The following is a 4332-nucleotide window of genomic DNA, read 5'->3' as shown; positions in this document are numbered from 1 at the left end:
CGCGCGCGCGGCCTCGAGCATGATCTCGGCAGGCGTGGGCGGCGCGCGCGCTCCTGCCGCCCGACCTGCTGGCACGGATGGAGGCCGGGCGCGCCGCGCGCAACGCCGCCGCCGCGGCCGGATCGGGCGCGACCAGGAAGGGTGGACGCCGGGGACGGCCCCTGCCCTCCCGCGCGGGCCGGATCGGCGGGGATGCGCGCGTGGACCTCGTGGCGACGCTGCGCGCCGCCGCGCCCTGGCAACCGCTCCGCCGCAAGGCGACCGGCCGGCACGACCGGCTCCACGTCCGCCCCTCCGACATCCGCATCCGGCAGTTCGAGGAACGCTCGGACCGCGCCATCATCTTCGTCGTGGATGCCTCGGGCTCGGCCGCGCTCGCCCGCCTCGCCGAGGCGAAGGGCGCGATCGAGCTCCTCCTGGGCGAAGCCTATGCGCGGCGCGACCACGTCGCGCTGGTGGCCTTCCGGGGCGAGGGGGCAGACGTGCTCCTGCCGCCCACGCGATCGCTCGTGCAGACGAAGCGGCGGCTCGGCCAGCTTCCGGGCGGGGGCGGTACGCCGCTGGCCGCCGGGCTCCGCGCCGCGCTGGAGCTTGCGGCCTTCGCGCGGGGCAAGGGCATGACGCCCTCCATCGCGCTCCTGACCGACGGGCGCGCGAACGTGGACCTCAGCGGCACGGCGAACCGTGCGCAGGCGGCCGAGGACGCGACCGCCATGGCACGCGCGATCCGGGCGCGGGGGCTCACGGGCCTCGTGATCGACACGGGGCTCCGGCCCACCGCGTCGCTCGACGGGCTCGCGCGCGAGATGCGTCTGCCCTACCTGCCGCTGCCGCGTGCCGATGCGCGGGCCGTGTCCCGCGCCGTCGGAACCGTGCTGGAGCAGGCATGACCCCCGGCCTCCCCCCCGAGGACTGGCCGCTCAGGGCGGCGAGCCGCTCCGTCGCCGCCGCACCGCACCGCTGGCACGTGCAGGTGACGGGACAGGGACCGGACATGCTCCTCCTCCACGGCGCGGGCGCTTCGGCGCATAGCTGGCACCGGCTCATGTCCCGGCTCGAGGATCGATTCCGCCTGATCGCGCCGGACCTGCCGGGGCATGGCTATACCCGCAGCCCGAAGGGCCGGACGACACTGCCGCAGGTGGCGCGCGACGTGGCGCGGCTGATGGACGAGATGGGCGCCGCGCCGCGAATCGTCGTCGGACATTCGGCCGGTGGCGCCATCGCGCTCGAGATGGCGCGGCAGGGCCTGCTCGACCTCGACCGGATCGTCGTGGTGAACGGCGCGCTCGAGGATTTCCGCGGGCCGGCCGGCGTGCTCTTCCCCATGATGGCGCGCGCGCTCGCCATGAACCCGCTGACCGGCTTCTTCCTCAGCCGCGGAAGCTCGGTCGCGCAGGTGCGCAACATCATCGGTGCCACGGGGACCGACCTCGACGATGCGGCGCTCGGTCTCTACACGCGGCTGATCGCGCGGCGCGATCACGTGGAGGGGACGCTCGCCATGATGGCGCAGTGGTCGCTGAAGGAGTTGAACGCCGCCCTGCCGCAGATCCGGGTGCCGACGCTGTTCCTCCACGGTGCGCGCGACCAGGCGGTGCCGATCGCGGTGGCCGAGCGTGCGGCAGCGGCCATGCCGGATGCCAGGCTTCTCGCGCTGCCGGATGTCGGTCACATCGCGCAGGAGGAGGCGCCCGACCGCGTGGCGGAGGCGATCCTCGACGCCCTGGGTGCGACGCGGGCCGCCGCAGAGGAGTAGCGCAAACGAAAAGGGGCGGACGCCGCGCGCCCGCCCCATGTCCGTCATGCCTCGAAGATCACTGGGTCTGCAGCGACAGGAGGTAGGCGAAGAGGTTCGCGCCGTCCTCCTCCGAGCGCAGGCGCTGTGCCGCCATCGCGCCGCGCACGTTCTCGCCCGTCTGCTCCTGGATGAAGCCGGTCGGATCCTGGATGTAGGCGACGAAGTTCGCCTCGTCGATCACGACGCCGGCCGCGTTCAGCGCCTGAAGACCGGGCGAGTAGCGGAAGTCGCCTTCACCGAAAACGGCGCCCATCTGGCCATAGAGGTTCGGGCCGGTGCGCATGTTCGGACGGCCGGCGAGCACGTCGCCGGCCTCGTTCACGACGTTGTGGCAGGCCGCGCACTGGCGGAACACCGCTTCGCCGGCGGCAGCGTCGCCGGTGGTTTCCACGTCCTGGGCATAGGCGATGGAACCGGACAGGAGCGTTGCCGCAGCGGCGAGAACAATCTTGCTCTTCATGGGTAGTCTCCCTTCTGAGTCTCTCACGGGCGACTTTAAATAGCGCGGCAAGGGTGCGGTCCACCCCTTTTTTTCAGCCGTGAGCGCAAGTTGGCCCGTCAGGCAACCGCGTGGGCGATGGCGCACTGCTTCCAGAGCGTCCTGAGCGCCATCACGAGGTACTCGATGTCCTCGTCGGTGTGCAGCGGCCCGGGGGTGAAGCGCAGCCGCTCGGTTCCCTTGGGCACGGTGGGATAGTTGATCGGCTGCACGTAGATGCCGAACTGGTCCATCAGGATGTCCGAGAGCATCCGGCACTTGACCGGGTCCTTCACCATGACGGGGATGATGTGCGAGGGGTTGCGCTCGTGCGGGATGCCCTCGGCGTCGAGCCGCGCGCGGAGCCTTGCGACCTGCCGCTTCTGCATGTCGCGCTCGAAGGACGACTCCTTGAGGTGCCGGATCGAGGCCGTGGCGGCCGCCGCGACCGCAGGGGGCAGCGCCGTGGTGAAGATGAAGCCGGAGGCGAAGCTGCGGATGAAGTCCACCAGCGCGTGCGAGCCGGTGATGTAGCCGCCGACGCAACCGAAGGCCTTGCCGAGCGTCCCCTCGATCAGGGTGATGCGGTCCATCAGGCCCTCGCGCTCGGCCACGCCGCCGCCGCGCGGGCCGTACATGCCGACCGCGTGCACCTCGTCGATGTAGGACATCGCATCGTGCTTCTCGCAGACGTCGAGGATCTCGGCGATGGGGGCGATGTCACCGTCCATCGAGTAGACGCTCTCGAAGGCCACGATCTTCGTCGCGTTCGCCGGAAGGGCGGCGAGCTTGCGGTCGAGGTCCTCGGGGTCGTTGTGCTTCCAGATCACGCGGTCGCATTTGGCGTGGCGGATGCCCTCGATCATCGAGGCGTGGTTCAGCGCGTCCGACAGGATCACCGCGTTCGGCAGCCGCGAGCCCAGCGTCGACAGCGAGGCCCAGTTCGACACGTAGCCCGACGTGAAGAGCAGAGCGGATTCCTTGCCGTGGAGGTCGGCCAGCTCGGCCTCGAGCTGCTTGTGGTGCCAGGCGTTGCCCGAGATGTTGCGCGTGCCGCCGGCGCCGGTGCCGCATTCCCGCACGGTGTCGACCATCGCCTCGATGACCTTGGGGTGCTGGCCCATCCCGAGGTAGTCGTTGGAGCACCAGACGGTGACCTCGTCCTGCCCGTCGGAGTGGTTGCGCACCCGCGGGAAGGCGCCGCACTTGCGCTGGAGCTCGGCGAAGATGCGGTAGTTGCCCTCCTTCTTGAGTTGGTCGAGCTGGGACTGGAACAGCTTGTCGAAGTTCATCGGGCTTCCTCGCTTGGCAATGTCGCTTGGGTTGGCGTTGGACGTTCGGGCAGCATCCAGCGCCACAGTCTTTCGTCCGGCAGTGGGAGCACCATGAACCAGTGCTCGAGCAGTGCGAGCGCGGTGAGCGCGCCCAGGAGTGCGTAGCCGACGGCCTCCGCCGGTCCCGTCGCCGCGAAGACGTGGCCGAGCCAGTAGGCGGCGGCGACGCTGAGGCCGGTGATCGAGATCGGGAAGAGCCAGTTCATCCGCGCGATGCGGAAGTGGCTGGGCAGGTGCGCGAGATGATCCGGGATGAACTCCACGTTGATCTTCCGCACGCCGAGATAGAGGTTCAGCTTGGCCGAGATGCGCGCGAGGAACAGGACCGCGAAGGTCCACATGCCGAACTGGTTCGGCTCCCCGTAGCTGACGAGAATCATCGCGATCAGCGTGAAGGCCAGCAGCATCTCGTGGTAGGCGATGGTGCCCCAGGCGCGGATGAAGCGCTCCCATTCCGGGACACCCTCCTTCAGCGGCTGGCGCACCGGTCCGGTGATGACGCCCGTGAGGAACGCCAGCTCGATCCAGCCCCAGAGCGCCAGCGCCGAGAGGAACGCGACGTAGACGCCCGGCACGCTGTCGTTGCCGACCGTGTCGATGAAGCCGAAGCCGCCCACGACGAGGAAGGGAAGGTTCCAGAGCACGGCCCAGAGCCGGGCCTTGGCCCCTTCCTTGTCGGCCCGCCGGACGGCGAGCAGGATCGCCCGGTGGAGAACCAC

4 protein-coding genes and 1 pseudogene are annotated in these 4332 nt (G+C 70.2%); 2 read left to right on the top strand and 3 right to left on the bottom strand.

Annotated elements, in window-relative coordinates; all coding sequences use genetic code 11:
* Positions 1-38: 38 nt before the first annotated feature.
* Together ACTS11_RS09070 and bchO are read left to right on the top strand one after the other, a co-directional pair.
* Positions 39-890, top strand: a pseudogene (locus tag ACTS11_RS09070) (VWA domain-containing protein); the annotation flags it as partial.
* Positions 887-1759, top strand: a complete 873-nt coding sequence (gene bchO / locus ACTS11_RS09065; RefSeq protein ID WP_442640000.1) for an alpha/beta fold hydrolase BchO — start codon at positions 887-889, stop codon at positions 1757-1759. The pseudogene ACTS11_RS09070 and the gene bchO, both read left to right, overlap by 4 nt.
* Positions 1760-1817: 58 nt before the next feature.
* Here bchO and ACTS11_RS09060 read toward each other — a convergent pair whose 3' ends face one another.
* The 3 genes from ACTS11_RS09060 to puhE all read right to left on the bottom strand — a co-directional run.
* Positions 1818-2261, bottom strand: coding sequence for a c-type cytochrome (locus ACTS11_RS09060; RefSeq protein ID WP_442639999.1), 444 nt, complete (start codon positions 2259-2261; stop codon positions 1818-1820).
* 98 nt (positions 2262-2359) lie between these two features.
* Positions 2360-3571: a 5-aminolevulinate synthase gene (gene hemA, locus ACTS11_RS09055; RefSeq protein WP_442639998.1), complete on the bottom strand. Its 1212-nt coding sequence runs from the start codon at positions 3569-3571 to the stop codon at positions 2360-2362.
* Positions 3568-4332 (bottom strand): putative photosynthetic complex assembly protein PuhE (gene puhE / locus ACTS11_RS09050; protein WP_442639997.1); only part of this gene is annotated, 765 nt, incomplete at its 5' end. The genes hemA and puhE, both read right to left, overlap by 4 nt.

Origin of the sequence: Roseicyclus sp. (genome assembly GCF_052168335.1) — a bacterium.
Lineage (GTDB): Bacteria > Pseudomonadota > Alphaproteobacteria > Rhodobacterales > Rhodobacteraceae > Roseibacterium.
The sequence above is the reverse complement of the archived record's forward strand: the minus strand, read 5'-3'. Positions and strand labels throughout refer to the sequence as shown.

Coding starts and splice junctions, on each gene's coding strand:
- bchO (WP_442640000.1), top strand. CDS start 887: ATGACCCCCGGCCTCCCCCCCGAGGACTGGCCGCTCAGGGCGGCGAGC.
- ACTS11_RS09060 (WP_442639999.1), bottom strand. CDS start 2,261: ATGAAGAGCAAGATTGTTCTCGCCGCTGCGGCAACGCTCCTGTCCGGT.
- hemA (WP_442639998.1), bottom strand. CDS start 3,571: ATGAACTTCGACAAGCTGTTCCAGTCCCAGCTCGACCAACTCAAGAAG.